This window comes from Micromonospora sp. WMMD812 (assembly GCF_027497215.1).
GTDB lineage: Bacteria > Actinomycetota > Actinomycetes > Mycobacteriales > Micromonosporaceae > Micromonospora.
This window is the reverse complement of record NZ_CP114904.1, coordinates 1-17,155: the sequence shown is the minus strand read 5'-3', so window position 1 is coordinate 17,155 and position 17,155 is coordinate 1. Positions and strand designations below refer to the sequence as shown.

At 72.3% G+C, this 17,155-nt stretch carries 13 protein-coding genes; 7 read left to right on the top strand and 6 right to left on the bottom strand.

Going from position 1 to position 17,155, the window contains the following annotated elements; translation table 11 throughout:
* Positions 1-416: 416 nt before the first annotated feature.
* Entirely contained in the window at positions 417-5,867 is a 5,451-nt protein-coding gene (locus tag O7603_RS00065) for a carboxyl transferase domain-containing protein (RefSeq protein WP_281573589.1), read from the top strand.
* A 262-nt stretch (positions 5,868-6,129) separates the two neighbouring features.
* Positions 6,130-6,885: a zf-HC2 domain-containing protein gene (locus O7603_RS00060; RefSeq protein ID WP_281576909.1), complete on the top strand. Its 756-nt coding sequence runs from the start codon at positions 6,130-6,132 to the stop codon at positions 6,883-6,885.
* Between the two features lie 23 nt (positions 6,886-6,908).
* Here the strand turns inward: O7603_RS00060 and O7603_RS00055 are convergent, their stop codons facing one another.
* Entirely contained in the window at positions 6,909-9,026 is a 2,118-nt protein-coding gene (locus tag O7603_RS00055; protein ID WP_281573586.1) for a copper resistance protein CopC, read from the bottom strand.
* A gap of 194 nt (positions 9,027-9,220) precedes the next feature.
* Between O7603_RS00055 and O7603_RS00050 the strand changes: the two genes are divergently transcribed.
* Both O7603_RS00050 and O7603_RS00045 read left to right on the top strand, forming a co-directional pair.
* On the top strand, positions 9,221-9,757 hold the full coding sequence (locus O7603_RS00050) for a sigma-70 family RNA polymerase sigma factor (RefSeq protein WP_281573585.1): 537 nt from the start codon (positions 9,221-9,223) through the stop codon (positions 9,755-9,757).
* 64 nt (positions 9,758-9,821) lie between these two features.
* On the top strand, positions 9,822-10,748 hold the full coding sequence (locus tag O7603_RS00045; protein ID WP_281573584.1) for an acetamidase/formamidase family protein: 927 nt from the start codon (positions 9,822-9,824) through the stop codon (positions 10,746-10,748).
* Between the two features lie 55 nt (positions 10,749-10,803).
* Here the strand turns inward: O7603_RS00045 and O7603_RS00040 are convergent, their stop codons facing one another.
* The gene (locus tag O7603_RS00040) at positions 10,804-12,126 is read right to left on the bottom strand and encodes a radical SAM protein (protein ID WP_281573583.1); all 1,323 of its coding nucleotides are present in this window, start codon (positions 12,124-12,126) and stop codon (positions 10,804-10,806) included.
* Positions 12,127-12,310: 184 nt separating this feature from the next.
* Between O7603_RS00040 and sodN the strand changes: the two genes are divergently transcribed.
* Together sodN and O7603_RS00030 are read left to right on the top strand one after the other, a co-directional pair.
* Positions 12,311-12,715, top strand: a complete 405-nt coding sequence (gene sodN / locus O7603_RS00035) for a superoxide dismutase, Ni (protein ID WP_281573582.1) — start codon at positions 12,311-12,313, stop codon at positions 12,713-12,715.
* 181 nt (positions 12,716-12,896) lie between these two features.
* The gene (locus tag O7603_RS00030) at positions 12,897-13,430 is read left to right on the top strand and encodes a GNAT family protein (RefSeq protein WP_281573581.1); all 534 of its coding nucleotides are present in this window, start codon (positions 12,897-12,899) and stop codon (positions 13,428-13,430) included.
* 38 nt (positions 13,431-13,468) lie between these two features.
* Here the strand turns inward: O7603_RS00030 and O7603_RS00025 are convergent, their stop codons facing one another.
* The 4 genes from O7603_RS00025 to O7603_RS00010 all read right to left on the bottom strand — a co-directional run bounded on the left by O7603_RS00025 (position 13,469) and on the right by O7603_RS00010 (position 16,643).
* Positions 13,469-14,578, bottom strand: coding sequence for an ABC transporter ATP-binding protein (locus O7603_RS00025; protein WP_281573580.1), 1,110 nt, complete (start codon positions 14,576-14,578; stop codon positions 13,469-13,471).
* Positions 14,575-15,339 (bottom strand): ABC transporter permease, encoded by a 765-nt coding sequence (locus tag O7603_RS00020; RefSeq protein WP_281576908.1) that lies wholly within the window; start codon positions 15,337-15,339, stop codon positions 14,575-14,577. The genes O7603_RS00025 and O7603_RS00020 overlap by 4 nt, the downstream gene beginning before the upstream one ends.
* 84 nt (positions 15,340-15,423) lie before the next feature.
* On the bottom strand, positions 15,424-16,161 hold the full coding sequence (modA, locus tag O7603_RS00015; RefSeq protein ID WP_281576907.1) for a molybdate ABC transporter substrate-binding protein: 738 nt from the start codon (positions 16,159-16,161) through the stop codon (positions 15,424-15,426).
* 56 nt (positions 16,162-16,217) lie between these two features.
* Complete coding sequence (locus O7603_RS00010; RefSeq protein WP_281573579.1) at positions 16,218-16,643, bottom strand: helix-turn-helix domain-containing protein; 426 nt, start codon at positions 16,641-16,643, stop codon at positions 16,218-16,220.
* Positions 16,644-16,660: 17 nt separating this feature from the next.
* Here O7603_RS00010 and O7603_RS00005 point away from each other — a divergent pair.
* Positions 16,661-17,155: hypothetical protein (locus tag O7603_RS00005; RefSeq protein ID WP_281573588.1), on the top strand; the 495-nt coding region annotated here is incomplete at its 3' end.

Sequence of the window (17,155 nt, the reverse complement as noted above, 5' to 3'; positions counted from 1 at the left end):
GGTCGACGCGACCCGAGCCGGGCCGGGCACGCGGCCCGGGCCGTCGGGAAGTGGCGGTGACACGCACCGGAGTGGACGGCGCGGCGCCGGCGGCCCACCACGCCGCCGGCGCTGACACGCCGCTTCCGTTCGGCTACCCTTCGCGGTCGCCGGCGGCCCGCAGCGGTGACCGGCGGGTCGGGGTCCGTTCGGGCACCCTCACCGGGGCGCTCGGGGGCCGGCCGCCGTGACCCGGGTCACGGCCGGCGTGTGGACGTCGTCCGACGTTGGTCGGGAGTCCACAACATTCCCCCGCCTCAGGTGGCGGGTCCCACGGTTTCCCTACTGGCCGGTAACGGCGAAGGTTGTAGGCGGGGACCCCTGCCCTGAAGGGAGTCCCCGTTCTGCTGTGAAGGAACCTTTGGGAGGCTTGCTCGGTGTTCAGCCGCATCGCCATCGTCAACCGGGGAGAGGCCGCCATGCGGCTGATCCACGCTGTCCGCGAGCTCAATGCCGAGACCGGGGTCGCGCCGATCGAGACCGTCGCGCTTTACACCGAGGCCGAGCGCAGTGCCACCTTCGTCCGCGAGGCGGACGACAGCTACTGCCTCGGGCCCGCGTCGGTGCGTCCGTACCTGGACCACCGCATCCTGGAGCGTGCGCTGGTCGAGACCCGTGCGGACGCGGCATGGGTGGGCTGGGGCTTCGTCGCGGAAGACCCGGCCTTCGCCGAGCTGTGCGAGAAGGTCGGTGTCACCTTCATCGGGCCGAGCGCCGAAGCGATGCGCACGCTCGGTGACAAGATCGGCGCGAAGCTGATCGCCGAGGAGGTCGGCGTCCCGGTGGCGCCGTGGAGCCGCGGCGCCGTGGAGAGCCTGGACGCGGCCAAGCGCGCGGCGGCCACGATCGGCTACCCGTTGATGCTCAAGGCGACCGCGGGCGGTGGCGGCCGGGGCATCCGGGTCGTTCGCAGCGACGACGAGCTCACCGAGGCCTACGAACGCACCAGCCTGGAGGCCGAGCGCGCGTTCGGCAGCGGCATCGTGTTCCTGGAGCGCCTGGTGACCGGCGCGCGGCACGTCGAGGTGCAGGTGATCGCCGACGGCCAGGGCACCGCGTGGGCACTCGGCGTGCGGGACTGTTCGGTGCAGCGCCGCAACCAGAAGGTCATCGAGGAGTCTTCCTCCCCCGTGCTCTCCCCCGAACAGGCGCGCGAGCTGAAGGCAGCGGCCGAGCGGCTCGCGCTGGCGGTGAACTACTGCGGCGCGGGCACCGTCGAGTTCCTGTACCACCCGGGCGACAAGCTCTTCGCCTTCCTCGAGGTCAACACCCGGCTGCAGGTCGAGCACCCGATCACCGAGGCCACCACCGACTTCGACCTGGTCAAGGCCCAGCTGCACGTGGCCGCCGGCGGTCGGCTCGGCGACCTGGTCCCGACCGAGGCCGGACATGCCGTCGAGGCCAGACTCAACGCCGAGGACCCCGACCGCGACTTCGCACCGTCGCCCGGTCGGATCGTCCGGCTGGCACTGCCCAGCGGCCCGGGCATCCGGGTCGACACCGGGGTCAGCGAGGGCGACCTGATCCCGGCCGACTTCGACTCGATGATCGCCAAGATCATCGCGTACGGCCGCACCCGCGACGAGGCACTCGGTCGGCTGCGCCGCGCGGTCGCCGAGACCACGGTGATCATCGAGGGCGGCGCCACCAACAAGAGCTTCCTGCTCGACCTGCTCGACCAGCCCGAGGTGATCGACGCCAGCGCGGACACCGGCTGGATCGACCGGGTCCGCGCAGAGGGCCGCCTGGTCTCCAGCCGGCACTCCGGCATCGCGCTGGCCGCGGCCGCGATCGAGGCGTACGAGGACGAGGCTCTCGTCGAGCGGCAGCGGCTGCTGTCGACCGCGCACGGCGGCCGCCCGCAGGTCCAGCACGAGAGCGGCCGGCCGATCGACCTCAAGCTGCGCGGCGCGAGCTACCGGGTCACCGTCGCGCAGACCGGGCCGCACCGGTTCCGCGTCTGCGTCGGCGCCGAGCCCGCGGTGGACGTCGAGCTGGAGCGGTTCGACGAGCACACCGGCCGGATCCTGGTCAACGGTCGACGGTTCCGGCTCGTCACCGACACGCACGGGCCCATCCACCTGGTCGAGGTCGACGGCGTCACGCACCGCGTCAGCCACGACGAGGGCGGCGTGCTGCGCTCCCCCGCGCCCGCGCTGGTCGTCGCGACCCCGCTCGAGGCGGGGGACGAGGTCGAGGCGGGCGCGCCCGTGCTCGTCCTGGAGAGCATGAAGATGGAGACCGTGCTGCGCGCGCCCTTCAAGGCGAAGCTGCGCGAACGTCTGGTCTCCGTCGGCAGCCAGGTGGAGACGGGCGCGCCGCTGCTGCGCCTGGAACCGATCGGTGAGCAGACCGCGGGTGAGGCCACCGAGACCGAGGCCGTCGACCTGGAGCTGCCGCCCGAGCCGACCGGCCTGTCCGCCGAGGCCCGCGTCGCACGCGGCATCGCCGACCTGCGCAGCCTGCTGCTCGGCTACGACCTCGACCCGCGCGACGAGCGCTGGGCGCTGTCCCAGTACCTGACCGCACGAGCCGAGCTCGGCCGTCGGCCGCTCGAGGAAGAGGTCGAGCTGCTGCAGGTGTTCGCCGACCTGTCCGAACTCAGCCGCAACCGGCCGGCCGGCGAGGAGACCAAGGCCGACACCCGGGTCCACAGTCCGCGCGAGTACTTCCACACCTACCTGCAGAGCCTCGACGTCGAGCGCGCCGCGTTGTCGGACACCTTCCGCAGTCGGCTCGCCCGGGTGCTCGCCCACTACGGTGTCGACGACTTCGAGCGCACCCCCGCGCTGGAAGAGGCCGTGTTCCGGATCTTCCTGGCGCAGCAACGGGCGTCGACCGACGTGTCGGTGATCGTCACGTTCCTGCAGCAGTGGCTGACCGAGCCGCTGCCCGGCGACGGGCTGCGCGAGCTGGTCGGCCAGGCACTGGAGCACCTGATCTTCGCCACCCAGCTCCGGTTCCCGGTGGTCGGCGACCTGGCGCGCAGCATCGTGTTCCGCTGGGCCGCCCAGCCGATGCTGCGCCGCAAGCGGGCCGAGGTGTACGCGGGCGTCCGGCACCACCTCCGCCACCTCGACGAGAACCCCGGTGCGAACGACCGCGCCGAGCGGATCGCGAAGATGGTCGCCTCGCCCGAGCCGCTGGTCCGGCTGCTCGGTCAGCGCATCGGCAGGCCCGGCGCCGACCACGGCCCGATGTTGGAGGTGCTCAGCCGCCGCTACTACGGCAACCGCGGCGCGAGCGACGCGCGCTGCGTCGAGGTGGCCGGGCAGTCGTTCTTCACCGCCGGATACGACCGCGACGGCGAGCGCTTCCGGCTGGTCGCGGCGGCCACGGACTTCGCCGAGGTGCCCGCGACGCTGCAGCGGATCGCCGGCCTGTCCGATGCGGACTCCGTCGCCGACGTGTATCTGACCTGGACCGACCAGCCCGACGTGGACACGATGGCCGAGACCCTGCGGGAGATCGTCGACCGCGCCGGCCTGCTGGGCGTGCTTCAGCGCGTGACGATGTCGGTGGCCGGTCGCAACGGCACGGAGATGCACCACCACTTCACGTTCCGGGCCGGGCTGGGCGAGGACCGGGTCATCCGCGGGCTGCACCCGTTGATCGCCCAGCGCCTGCAGCTGCCGCGGCTGCGAAACTTCGACCTGACCCGGCTGCCGTCGGCGGACGAAGAGGTCTACGTCTTCCACTGCGTCAGCCCCGACAACCCGACCGATGAGCGGCTGGCGGCGATGGCCCAGGTCCGCGACCTGACCCCGCTGCGCGACGCCGACGGCCGGATCCTCGCGCTGCCCGCGGCCGAGGGCGCCCTGGACGCGTGTCTCGACGCGATCCGCAAGGTTCAGGCGCAACGGCCCGCGAGGAAGCGGTTCGACACCAACCGGATCACCATCTACGTCTGGCCGCCCAGCGAGCTGACCGTCGAGGAGCTCAACGCCGTCGCCCAGCGCGTGCTGCCGCGAACGGCCGGCGCCGGTCTGGAGGAGGTCCTGTTCCTCGGCCGCCAGCGCGACGAGTCCACCGGCGAGCTGATCGACATCGCAGCCCAGATCTCCTACGACACCGGGATGCGGGTGTCGGTCGCCCAGCCGACGGCCGAGCCGATCCAGCCGCTCGACGACTACCGGCAGAAGGTGCTCGCGGCGCGGCGGCGCGGCACGACGTACCCGTACGAGCTGACCGGGATGCTGGCCGGCCAGGGCGGCAGCTTCGTCGAGTACGACCTGGACGACGCCGGTGAGCTGACCCCGGTGGAGCGCCCGAAGGGGCAGAACAAGGCGGGCATCGTCGCCGGCGTGGTGAGCACGCCGACCGAGCGATATCCCGAGGGCGTCACCCGGGTGGTGCTGCTCGGCGACCCGACCAGGGCGCTGGGCGCGTTGTCCGAGCCCGAGTGCACGCGGGTGATCGCCGCGCTCGACCTCGCCGAGCGGATGCGCGTACCGGTCGACTGGTTCGCGCTGTCGGCGGGCGCGCGGATCTCGATGAGCTCGGGCACCGAGAACATGGACTGGGTGGCCGCCGCGCTCAAGCGGATCGTGGAGTTCACCCAGGGCGGCGGCGAGATCAACATCGTGGTCGCCGGGATCACCGTGGGCGCCCAGCCGTACTGGAACGCCGAGGCCACGATGCTCATGCACACCAAGGGCATCCTGGTGATGACCCCGGACTCGGCGATGGTGCTGACCGGCAAGCAGTCGCTGGACTTCTCCGGTGGGGTGTCGGCCGAGGACAACTTCGGAATCGGCGGCTACGACCGGGTGATGGGCCCGAACGGGCAGGCCCAGTACTGGGCGCCGGACCTGCGCGGCGCCCGCAACGTGCTGATGGCCCACTACGACCACGCCTACATCGCGCCCGGCGAGACCCGGCCGCGCCGGGCGGTCACCTCCGACCCGGTCGACCGCGACATCTCCGCCTACCCGCACGCGATGCCGGACAGCGACTTCACCACCGTCGGCGAGATCTTCTCCCGGGAGCGCAACCCCGACCGTAAGAAGGCCTTCGACATCCGTACCGTGATGCGGGCGCTGGCCGACCAGGACCACGCGATCCTGGAACGCTGGGCGGGCATGGCCGACGCCGAGACGGCGGTCGTGCAGGACGTGCACCTCGGCGGCATCCCGGTGTGCCTGCTCGGCATCGAGTCCCGGTCCGTGCCGCGGCGCGGCTTCCCGCCCACCGACGGTCCGGACACCTACACCGCGGGCACGCTGTTCCCGCGCTCGTCCAAGAAGGCCGCGCGGGCGATCAACGCGGCCAGCGGCAACCGGCCGCTGGTCGTGCTGGCGAACCTGTCCGGGTTCGACGGCTCGCCGGAGTCGATGCGGCAGTTGCAGCTCGAGTACGGCGCGGAGATCGGCCGGGCGATCGTGAACTTCCAGGGGCCGATCGTGTTCTGCGTGATCTCGCGGTATCACGGCGGCGCGTTCGTGGTGTTCTCCAAGGCGCTCAACCCGAACATGACGGTCCTCGCCCTGGAGGGCTCGTTCGCCTCCGTTCTCGGCGGGGCGCCCGCCGCGGCCGTGGTGTTCGCCGGCGACGTCGACGCCCGCACGGCGAAGGACCCGCGCGTGGCCGAGCTGCAGGCCCGCGTGGCCGCGGCCACCGGTGGGGAGCGAGCGGCCCTGGTCACGCAGCTCATGGACGTCCGGGCCACGGTCCGAGCGGAGAAGCTGGGCGAGGTGGCCGCCGAGTTCGACGGCGTGCACAGCATCCAGCGCGCGGTCGACGTCGGCTCCGTCGACGCCATCGTCCGGCCCGAGGAGCTGCGCCCGCAGATCATCGCGGCCGTCGAGCGCGGCCTGGCGAACGCGTAGCGCCGGGGCGGCCGGGTGGCGGAGGGTGCCGGTGGGGCTCCTCCGCCACCCGGCTCCGACGGTCGGTCGTCGGGTCAGCGCGACAGCTCCCAGATGGCGCGGGGGGCAGTGGGTTCCGGGGTGGGCTCGACGACCGGCCAGCCAGCGCCCGACTCGCGTGGAACCGGTGGAAACCGGGCAGTACCGCTAGCTGATGCCGGCTGACCTGGGGTGCGAAGCGATTCTCGGGAACCAGGACGGCCCGCCGGGCGACTACCGGTACATGAGCTGTGAGCAGTGGCGTGAGATCTTGTCGGCACAACTCGACGGCGAGGCGACCGCGGCCGAGCAGGCCGGCGTCGAGGCGCACCTCGAGGACTGCGACGGCTGCCGCGACTGGCTCGACCAGGCCGCGGCGGTGACCCGACGGTCCCGGCTGACCGTCACCCGTCCGGGTCCGGACCTGACCGCCGCCATCCTCGCGGCACTGCCCCCTGCCCCACCGGCCCGCCGACGCCCCCGCGCACGCGCCGTGCTGACGCTGCGCGGCGCCCTCGGGCTCATCGGCGCGCTGCAACTGGTGCTCGGCCTGGTCCAGGTCGGCCGAGGGCCCGCCGGGCACCTCCACACCGGGGTAGCGGCCTCCGGGCACCTGTGGCACGAGTCCGCGGCCTGGAACATCGCGGTCGGCGCCGGATTCCTGTTCGTGGCGGCCCGCCGCACCCGTCCGACCGGCCTGGTGCCCATGTTGAGCGCCTTCGTCGGCACCCTGCTGCTGCTCTCGATCAACGACCTGCTCCTCGGCCGGGTGGATCCCACCCGCCTGGTCAGCCACGGCTTCCTTCTCACCGGCTACCTGGTGGTCGTCGCGCTGTCGCGGCCCCGGATGTGGCCCGACGACCCGCGAGCGGGTGACCGGGGCGACCGGCCCGGCTGGCGCCTGCGCACCGACGAGACGCCGCAACCGGCCCCGACCCCGCTCCGGCTCGCGCCGCCTCACCCGAGCTCGGCGCGCACCCGGGACCGCCGGGCCGCCTGAGCCTCCGTCGTCCCGCACCACCCTCAGGGCAGGTTGATCGTGTACTCCGCGGTGTGCACGGTTCCGTCGATCTGGAAGTCGAGGAACGCCCGGTACCGGCCCGGGCTCGGCGCGGTCAGCCAGAACTTGATCGCCCCGTCGACCAGCTCCGCCTCCGGGTGGACGTGCACGTAGCCCAGGTCGCCCTCGCGGACGACGACCAGGTGCCCGTACGCGCCCAGGTAGCGCTGCGGCTGCACCGGCGCATTGGTCCGGCTGACCCGGAAGGACATCGGCGCCGTCGCGCCGACCGTGGGCGTGCCCTCCATCGCGACCGCGAACGGTCCAGCCGTCGCCTGCGGCTGCGCGGGCGGCAGCGGGGTCGGGGTGTGCGCGCCCGGCACGAGGTGGTCGACGCCCAGGACCAGCGGCAGCGGGCTGCCGTTCGCGGCGGTCACGGCGAAATCGGCGTAGATGCGGTAGCCCCCGGGTCGGGCCAGCGTCAGGGGCACGCTCCAGGTGCCGTCGGGCGCCATCGTCGGATGCAGGTGCTGGTATCCGGCCAGGTCGCGACCCACCACGATCAGGTGCAGCGGCTTGTCGTGCACGACCGCGAACCGCGTCGCCGCCTGCCGGTCGGTCCCGACGACGCGGAACCGGTAGTCCACCCGTACGCCGGCCGGCTGGGACCGTTCCACCGGCTGCAGGGTGTACCCGCCCGCGCTGACGGCCGTTCCGGCCGCGAGCGCCGTGCCGACGTCGCCCGGGTCCGTGTGCGGGCCCGTGCCGGGCGCGTGCTGATGACCGTCCGCCGCCGACACCGCCTGCCCGGCGGCGGGCGCGCCGGCGGCGGGTGCCGTGGGCGCACCGCTCGCGGCGGTCCCGTTGCCCGCGCCGAGACGCCCGAGCCCGAACCCGGCCAGCAGGGTCACCACCAACCCGCCGACGAGCAGCGCGAGCCGGACGTTGCTCGGCCGGGGCTCGCGCGTCGGAGCGGCGTCATCCGGATCGGATGCCGCCGGCCGGCCGGTGGTCGCGTCCCGAGAGTCCCCGTCCTGGCTCGCCACGGTGCTGGCCGTGGCCGCCATCCGCCCGGGTTTCGCCGGCCCGGTCGCGGCGGCCGTCCGGGCGGTGACCACCGCGCCGCCCTTCCGCGCGGGGACGAGCGCCGGCGCGGCGGCCTTCCCGCCCGGCCCAGCGGCCTTCCCGCCCGGCCCAGCGACCTTCCCGCCGGAGCCTGGCTCGGCGGCTTTCCCGCCCGGCCCCGGCCGAGTGGTCTTCCCGCCGGAACCCGGCCCGGCGGCCTTGCGGGTGGCGCCGGCGCGACCGGCCCCGCCCGTGCCGCCCCCGGAACGGGAGCCGCCGCCGCGTTGGCGCGAGGTCGGGCCGGAGGCGCGGCGGCCACCGGAGGCGCGGCCCGCGGTGGCAGGGCGGCGGCGCCAGGCTACGAGGGCGGCGACCGCCGCGACGACCGTCAGCGCCACGCCGGCCCACGGTCCCCAGCCGATGCCGCCGTTGTCGGAAGCCGTCGACGGAGCGGCCATCGCGGTCGGACCCGACGACGCGGATGGTGCGGCTGCCCCCGCCGACGACCCCGAGGTGTGCCCCGATGTTCCGTGCTGCTCGACGGCCGCCAGCAGCGACGGGTCAGGCTGGCCGGTCGGCGGGCTCCAGCCCTGCGGCGCCGCGGTGACCCGCCCTGTGTAGCGGAAGCTGAGCGTGCCCCGCACCGGGTCGCCGTCCGAGGCCACCGACAGGTAGCTCACCGAGTACTGCCCGACGGCCGGCAGGTGCGCGACCGTCACGACCGCCGGGAAGCCCGTCGTGTACTCGCGCGGCTCGAACTTCCCCTGGACCAGGAAGTACTCCCGCACCGGCTTGTCCAGCGGCCTGGGCTCCGCGTACGTCCACCCGTTGTCGACCCGACCGCCACCCGGGGCGGTGATCGTGAAGTACGCGTTGGCGGCGACCTTCTCGGTGAAGTAGAGCTGCACCGTCGTCAACGGCTCGCGCACCGTCGCACCCTCCGCCGGCGTGGACATCGCCAGGGTGCCGTGAGCTGCCGCGGGTGGGGCGGACGCCACGACCGCGATCGCCGAGGCGAGGACGAGCGCGAGCAGGCCGGAGAGCGCTCGGCCGAGGGCTGGAGGGAGACGGCGCATCAGAACATGGTCACGATCGGAGAGCTTCAATCAAGGGCTTGCCAACTTTTTCTGCAGATGGGCAAAAGTTCTGCGTCGATCTCATCAATGTCCACTCGGGACGTACGAAACTTCTCCCTCGGCATTCGATCGAGCGGGCGGTGCCGCCGAGCGGACGACGGCCGCGGCCATCCGCGGCATGGAGGGACCCGAACGTGGACGACAGGACCTGGGCGGCCCGGCTGGCTCTCGCCGCCGGTCACGGTGACCAGGTCGCCGCGGCCGCTCTCATCCGCACCACCCAGGAGCAGGTGTGGCGGTTCGTCGCCCACCTCGTGGGGCCGGACGAGGCCGATGGCCTGACGCGGGAGACCTACCTCCGGGCGGTCCGCCGCCCGCCGGCGTTCACCGCCGACTCCTCGGTCCACACCTGGCTGCTGATGACCGCCCGTCGGGTGGTCGCCGACCAGCACCGCACCGCGACCGCCGGCCCGCCACCGGCGCGGCGGGACGAACGGCAGGCCGACACCGAGGACACGGTCGCGCTGCGGCGGCTGCTGGACCGCCTCGCACCCGAGCGCCGGGAGGCCTTCGTCGTCACGCAGGTCCTCGGTCTCTCGTACGCCGAGGCCGCGCAGATCCTCGACTGCGCTGTCGACACCGTCCGGTCCCGGGTCGCCCGCGCCCGCGACGACCTCGTCTCCGCGACTGCCGACGCTGACGCCTCCCGCTCGGGCCGCCGCTCCGGCTGACCCGGACGTCCCGAGGCCCGGACGAGCCCTGTCCCGTCGCGGCTCCAACAATTAGCCTGCGCAGATGCGACACACCCTCGCACCTGACGACAAGACCCTGCACGGCCACTTCTCCGCCGACTACCCGCCGGTGCTCACCATCGACCCGGGCGACACCGTGAGTTACCAGACCCTGGACTGCTGGTGGTCGGCCGGGCCGTACGCCGGCGGGCTCAACCGGGAACGGCCGCGCGCCCCGCAGTACCAGCCCGACCACGGACACGCGCTGATCGGCCCGATCGCGGTCCGCGGCGCCCGCGCCGGCCAGACCCTTGAGGTACGCGTCGACAAGGTCGTCCCGGGCACCTGGGGGACCACCGTGGCCGGCGGCTGGCCCAGCGGTTTCAACCAGCGGTACGGCGTCGAAGACGACGGGGTGGTGCACGCCTGGGACCTGGACCCGGTGGCGATGACCGGCCGTAACCAGCACGGCCACACGGTCGCCCTGCGTCCCTTCATGGGAGTGCTCGGCATGCCACCGGCCGAACCGGGTCGGCACTCGACGGTCCCGCCCCGGCCCTGGGGCGGCAACCTGGACTGCCGGGAGTTGACCGCCGGCAGCACGCTGCTGCTGCCGATCCCGGTCGACGGGGCGCTGTTCTCGGTGGGGGACGGCCACGCCGCGCAGGGCGACGGGGAGATCGGCGGCACCGCGATCGAGTGCCCGATGGACGAGGTGAGCCTGACCTTCGACGTCCGCGACGACTTCCCGGTCACCGGCCCGGTGGCCCGGACCGCGGACGCCTGGCTGACCCTCGGCGTCGGCGCGACCCTCGACGACGCCACGTTCCTGGCCCTGGACTCGATGCTGACCCTGATGCAGCGGCTGCACGACCTCAGCCGCCCGGACGCGGTGGCGCTGGCCAGTGTCGCCGTCGACGTACGGGTGACCCAGATCGTCAATCAGACCGTCGGGGCGCACGCGGTGCTCCGCGACGGCGTGCTGGGCTGAGCCGTCCCGACGGCCGGCTCAGCGGATGCCGGCCGTCGTGCCGACGGCGACGTGCTCAGCTCTCCTGGACCGCCGGTTCCGCGGGCAGGCTGTCCATGAACGAGCTGACCGAGAAGACCGCCCGGCCGGGGCCCGCGGGGCCGTACCCCGGCGGGCTGGACAGGCCGTTCGCGTCCATGGTCGCGCGGTAGATCTCCAGCAGCCGGATGTGGTATTCGAGCGGCGCGCCCTGCGGGTTGGTCCGGCCGAGGGGGGTGGTCGGCTCCGGACACCAGGTGGTGAACCGCGGGGTGATCCCGCGGGACATGAAGTACTGGAGGCCCTCGGCCGTCGAGTCGATCGCCTCGTCCACGCTGGTGAAGCCGTGCGGGGCCGCCATCTCCACGCCGGCGACGAAGTTCGGGATGACGTTGCGCGGCCCGAAGACCTCGGCGGAGTCGAGGATGCGGCGGTGCCACTCCTCCCGGCCCACGTACCGCTCCTTGCCCGGGCAGTAGAGCTCGAAGAGCCGCTTGTCCCACACCTCGTAGTTCGGGTGGTAGATCCGGATCCCGTAGTCGTGGAAGCGCTGCACGTCGGCCCGCGGCAGCGCCTGCGCGACCACCTTGCCGATCCACCGGCCCGGGAACCGCTCCTCGATCGCCTGGGCGTAGCGGCCGTAGAAGTCCGCCTCGGCCAGCCCGTCGACCTTCGACGTGATGCTGCCGCCGGTCAGCGTGTACGCCTGCGACGCGCGGGTCGTGTCGTACTTGTCGATGATCGCGAGCGCCTCGAGGACCTCGTCGACCGGCTTGACCCCGGTGTACGGGCGGCCGGCCTTCTTGTGCTGGCGCCAGTTGTGGTTGATGTCGCAGTACTGGCACTCCTCCTTGGCGCCGAAGTACTGGCAGACCCGGAACGCGGTCAGGTAGATGAGGTAGCCCCACTGGATCGTCGGTGCGACCTCCATCACCGACTTGCCGTTGGCGAGCGTGTGCCGGTAGTAGTCCGGCATCGGGGGCAGGCCCACCTCGGCGATCGCCCGTCCGTCGAGGAACAGCATCAGCCGCCCGTCGTCGTCGGGCTTGACCCGGTACGGCGAGTCAGGGTTGGTGCGGACCGAGACGACCGTGCGGCGCAGTCCGTACGGGCCCCCGGTGAGCACGATCTCCTCCGGCGGGCGGCGCAGCGCGGCGGCTCCCAACTCCGGCAGCGTCCGGTGGTCGAACGAGAAGATGAAGTACGACTTGGGCTTGACGTCGCCGCCCTCGTTGTCCGTCAGGGCCGAGTCGTCGAAGGCCAGGCCACCGCGGAGCAGGTCCTCCTTGATGACCGCCTCACGCGGGACGTGCGGAAAACGCCCCATGAGGTCTTCGATGAGATCGGTGCGCGCCTGCATGCGCCCTCCCTGTCGGTCGTTCACTGCCCGGCGGGTTTCGCAAGGCTCGAGGTGGGGCGGGAACGTCTCGCCGACAGCCTTCGAGAGGGGCAAACGTAACACTCCCCTTCTCGCCCGTTTGCCGGGTTGAGAGCCAGTTCACGGCAGTTGACCTGAAGTACGGTTGAGGTCTTAGCGTCGCCTGATGCGACTGTCACGCTTTTTCACCCCCCGCACCGTGGTGAGCGCCCACTGCGACCTGCCGTGCGGTGTCTACGACCCGGCTCAGGCGAGGATCGAGGCCGAGTCGATCAAGGCCATCTGCGAGAAGTACCAGGCCAACGAGGATCCGGAGTTCCGCACGCGCTCGTTGATCATCAAGGAGCAGCGGGCCGAGTTGGTCAAGCACCACCTCTGGGTGCTGTGGACCGACTACTTCAAGGCGCCGCACTTCGACAAGTACCCCCAGTTGCACGGTCTCTTCAACGAGGCGACCAAGCTGGCCGGCGCCGGCGGGGCGAAGGGATCGGCGGACCCGGACGTCGCTGACCGGCTACTCGCGAAGATCAACGAGATCTCCGAGATCTTCTGGGAGACCAAGCAGGCCTGACCCACGTGGCGACCGCCGGCGCGCGGCCGCCGACGAACGCCCATCGCACCAGGGCCGTGGGTGGGACACCGCCGCTTGCGGTGGTCCACCCACGGCAGCGGACCCCTGAGCAGGAGTGTTGTCGGCTGGGCCGGTCCGCCCCGGCTCGGGCGGAGACCCTCCTGAATGCGATCATGGCTCAGTGAGCGCGACCCGACTTCTCACCCTCGACGATGCGCCGGTCCTCGCGGAGCTGGTCCGCGCCAATCGCGACTTCCTCGCTCCCTGGGAGCCGATCCGGAGCGCGGGCTACTTCACGGTGAAAGGTCAGCGCGGCGTCATCCGAGCCGATCTGGAGCAGTACGAGCAGGGTGCGAAGCTGCCGCACCTCGTCGTCGACGACTCCGGCCGGGTCGTTGGCCGGATCACGCTCAACGGCATCGTGCGCGCCCCCTCCTTCCTGTCCTGCAGTCTGGGCTACTGGGTGGGCGCGGCGGACAACGGTCGCGGCCTCGCCACCACGGCGGTGCGCGAGATCGTCCGGGTGGCGTTCGACGAGTTGGGGCTGCACCGGGTGCAGGCCGAGACCCTGTTGCACAACGTCGGGTCGCAGCGGGTGTTGGAACGCAACGGGTTCGTGCAGTTCGGCGTGGCGCCGTCGTACCTCAACATCGCGGGGAAGTGGCAGGACATGGCCATGTACCAGGTGGTGAACACGTCCCTTTCCCCCACCTGACCGTCGCCGCGACCGGCGGCGCCCAGGCCCTGGATGATCTAGGAAGGTGCGGCGGGGTAGGCGCGGGTTTCGGTGGCTTTCACCGCTGCCCAGACGCGCTGCCCTGGCACCAGGTGGAGGTGGGCGGCGGCGACCGGCGTGATGTCGGCGGCCACCTCGATCGGGCCGGTCAGCTGGACCCGGAGGTTGTCGCCGTTCGGCTGGATGCCGCTGATGGCGGCCGGCCAGGCGTTGCGGGGGCTGCCGTCGGGGCGGTGGGGATGCAGGGCGACGGCTGATGGGGGGAAGGCGACGAAGACGTCGCCGTCGTGCTGGCCGGCCGTCGTCAGCCGGAATCCGTCCGCGAGCAGGACGCTGTGCCCGCTGGCGTTACCGCGGTAGAGGTTGAGGCCGACGAGGCGGGCGACGTAGTCGGTGCGAGGTTGCGCGGTGATGGCGGCGGCGTCGCCTTCCTGGACCACCTGCCCGTGTTCGATGATGACGAGCCGGTCGGCGAGGACGAGGGCGTCCAGTGGGTCATGGGTGACCAGCAGGGTGGCTCCGGGGTGCGCGGCGAGGTGCCGATGGAGCTGGGCGCGGGTGTCGAGCCGGGTACGGGCGTCGAGGGCGGCGAGTGGTTCGTCGAGCAGCAGCAGCGCCGGATCGACCGCGAGCGCCCGGGCCAGCGCGACCCGTTGGGCCTGCCCGCCGGAGAGCTGCCGGGGTTTGCGGCGCGCATGCTCGGCGAGCCCCATCCGCTCCAGCCAGTGGGCCGCCTGTCGACGTGCCTGGTGCCGGTTCAGGCCGTGCCGGCGGGGGCCGAACGCGACGTTGTCCAGTGTGCTGAGGTGGGGAAAGAGAAGGTAGTCCTGGAAGACCACGCCGATCGGGCGTCGCTCGGTGGGAATCCACGTTCGGCGGCTGGGCTGGTCGAGTTCCTGGCCGGCGAGGGTGAGGTGCCCGGCCGAGAGGGGCAGCAGCCCGGCGAGGGTCCGCAGTGCGGTCGTCTTTCCGGCGCCGTTGGGTCCGAGGAGCGCGACGACCTCACCGGGGTTGATCGTCAGGGGCAGATCGAGCCGGAAGGCCCCGCGCTCCACGATGAGACGGGCGTCGAGCAGCGGCCCGCTGACCTGCGTGTCCGCCTTCTGGACGGTGAGGTCGGCGGTCATGGTGCGCTCATCCAACGGTCACGAAGGCTGGCCAGGATCGCCACGGAGACGGTGAGCAGCACGAGGCTGAGCACGATGGCGGCTTCCAGGTCGGTCTCCAGGGCGAGGTAGACGGCAAGCGGCATCGTCTGGGTGCGCCCGGGGAAGTTGCCGGCGAAGGTGATCGTGGCGCCGAACTCGCCGAGCGCGCGCGCCCAGCACAGCACTGCTCCGGCGGCGATACCGGGCGCGACGAGTGGCAGCGTGACGTGCGTGAAGGTGGTCCAGCGGTTGGCGCCCAGGGTCGCCGCCGCTTCCTCGTAGCGGCTGTCGGCGCCGCGGAGCGCTCCCTCGACGGCGATGATCAGGAAGGGCATGGCGACGAATGCCTCGGCGAGCACCACGCCGGCGGTGGTGAACGGCAGGGTGATGCCGAACGTCGAGTCGAGCCAGGAGCCGACCAGCCCGCGGCGGCCGAAGACGAGCAGCAGGGCGACGCCGCCGACGACCGGTGGCAGGACGAGCGGCACGGTGACCAGGGCGCGTACGAGCCGCCGACCGGGAAACTCGATCCGGGCGAGCAGCCAGGCCAGGGGTACCCCGAGGGCCAGGCAGAGCAGCGTCGCGAAGGTGGCGGTCTGCAGGGACAGCCGGAGCGCGGTGAGGACGCCCGGCTCGGTGAGCCGTTGGGGCAGCGAGGTCCATGGGGTGCGGGCGAGCAGACCGGCCAGCGGCAGGACCAGGAAGAGCAGCCCGAGCGAGGCGGGCAGGAGCAGCGCCATCGGCACGCGGCTGGTGTGCCGGGACCGTCGCCGTGGCGCGGCCCGGTCGGGTCGCGCCACGGCGTTGGCGAGCCGGGACGTCACCTACGGCGCCTGGAACCCGGCAGCGGTGAGTACGGATCGGCCCGTGTCGGACAGCACATGGTCGACGAAGGCCTGCGCGGCCCGCTTGTTGGCCGCGTTCTTCAGCACGACGATCGGGTAGTCGTTGACCGCTCCGGCCGATTCGGGGAATTCGACGCCGTCGACGTCCGCGGCGGCGGCCTTCGCGTCGGTGCGGTAGACCAACGCGGCGTCGACCTCGCCCAGCTTGACCTTCGACAGCGCGGCTTTGACGTCCTGTTCGAGGGTGACCGGGGTGAGCTTCACACCCGCCGCGTCGAGCGCCTTCTTCGCCGCCGCGCCGCACGGGACCTGCTCGGCGCAGAGCGCGACCTTCACGTCCGGCTCGGTCAGGTCGGTCAGGCCGGTCACCCCGTTGGGGTTGCCCTTGGGCACGGCGATGACGAGCTGGTTCTTCACGAATGTGGTCGGGGCGCCGTCGGCGTTTCCCGCGTCCGTGACGGCCTTCATGTTGGTGGGGGCCGCGGAGGCGAACACATCCGCCGGGGCACCCTGGTTGATCTGCGTCGCGAGCGCGGAGCTACCGGCGAAGCTGAACGTGACCTTCGCCCCCGGGTTGGCCGCCTCGAAGTCCTTGCCGAGCCGCGTGAACGACTCGGTCAGTGATGCGGCGGCGAACACGGTGACGCTGCCGGTGACGCCGGAGGACGCGCTGCCCGGCTGCGGGCTCGCGGGATCCTCACCACCGCATCCGGCCAGACCCGTCACCGCCAGCGCGATCACGGTCGCCAGGGCGGCACGAACACGTCGTGTCGTCACAAGCCAGTCCTCCCGCTGCTGCCCGTTGTCGCCGTGGACTTCTCCACGACGACGGTGGTCGACTTGATCACCGCGACCGCTACCGTCCCGACCTCCAGGCCCAGCTCGTCGACAGCCTCGCGGCTCATCAGCGACACCACCCGGAACGGGCCGGCCTGAATGTCCACCTGCGCCATCACCGCGTCCTTGACGACGGCGGTGACGATGCCGCGCAACCGGTTACGGGCCGACGACTCCTCCGCGCGGCTCTCCGGATCACCGGCCTGCGACCGCACGAACGCGGCGAGATCAACCCCGTTGATCACTCGATGACCCTGCTCGTCCCGACCCGCGGTGAGCCGGCCGGCATCCACCCAGCGCCGCACCGTGTCCACGCTGACACCGAGCAACTCGGCCGCTTCACCCATGCGAAACACCGTCACGACGGCCACCCTAGCCGATGGAGTTTGCGGCCGATAAGTGGCCGAAGGTGCGGCGTTCGCCGCACCTGCTTGCCCGTCGAGGCTCGCATCTGCACGGCGGGGCGACTATCGCCGTATTTCGATTCATGGATGGTAGCCTTCAGGCGCATCCATCCAACGGGGAGGCACTGATGCGAGGTACGGCCACCAGCGTTCTCTGTGCGCTCGCCGTCGCCGGTGTGACCGCGGTCTCCGGGGCACCGGCGCAGGCCGCACCGGTCCGTGGGGTGCTACTGGCGACGCAATCGACGGCGACGGTGCGGATCGATCCCGCCACCGGGCAGGAGTTGGGCACCGTCGGCGCCGGCGCCGGCGCGGCGGTTTCCCGCTCCGGCCGGCTGGCCTACAGCCGTGACGTCGACCCGTGCCATCCTGACGTCGAGGGCTGCTTCGGCGCCCCGGACCTGCTGACCGCGCGGCGCGACGGCTCTCGCGAGCGCGTCATCGTGCACAACCCGGAAGCCGGGGGCGGT